Here is a 525-nt window from a genome sequence, read left to right on the forward strand (position 1 = left end):
AGATGGAGGTGCGCGAGCTGCTGTCGTCCTACGACTATCCCGGCGACGACATCCCGATCATCAAGGGCTCGGCGCTGGCGGCGCTGGAAGGCCGCGACAAGGAGATCGGCGAGGATTCGATCCGCGCACTGATCGCCGCCGTGGACGAATACATCCCGACGCCCGAGCGCGCCGTGGACCTGCCGTTCCTGATGCCGATCGAGGACGTGTTCTCGATCTCGGGCCGGGGCACGGTGGTGACGGGCCGTGTCGAGCGCGGCGCGGTGAACGTGGGCGACGAGCTTGAGATCGTCGGCATCCGCCCGACCAAGAAGACGACCTGCACCGGTGTCGAGATGTTCCGCAAGCTGCTGGACCGCGGGGAAGCCGGCGACAACATCGGCGCGCTCCTGCGCGGTGTGGAGCGCGACGGGGTGGAGCGCGGCCAGGTTCTGGCCAAGCCCGGCTCGGTGACGCCGCATACCGAGTTCGAGGCCGAGGCCTATATCCTGACCAAGGAAGAGGGTGGCCGTCACACGCCGTTCT

General features: G+C 67.8%; 1 protein-coding gene. It reads left to right on the forward strand.

Features of this window, described 5'->3' with window-relative positions; all coding sequences use genetic code 11:
* The coding region (locus IT40_RS26550; protein ID WP_036761571.1) for an EF-Tu/IF-2/RF-3 family GTPase at window positions 1–525 on the forward strand (525 nt) is incomplete at both ends.

The organism is Paracoccus versutus, assembly GCF_000763885.1.
GTDB lineage: Bacteria > Pseudomonadota > Alphaproteobacteria > Rhodobacterales > Rhodobacteraceae > Paracoccus > Paracoccus versutus.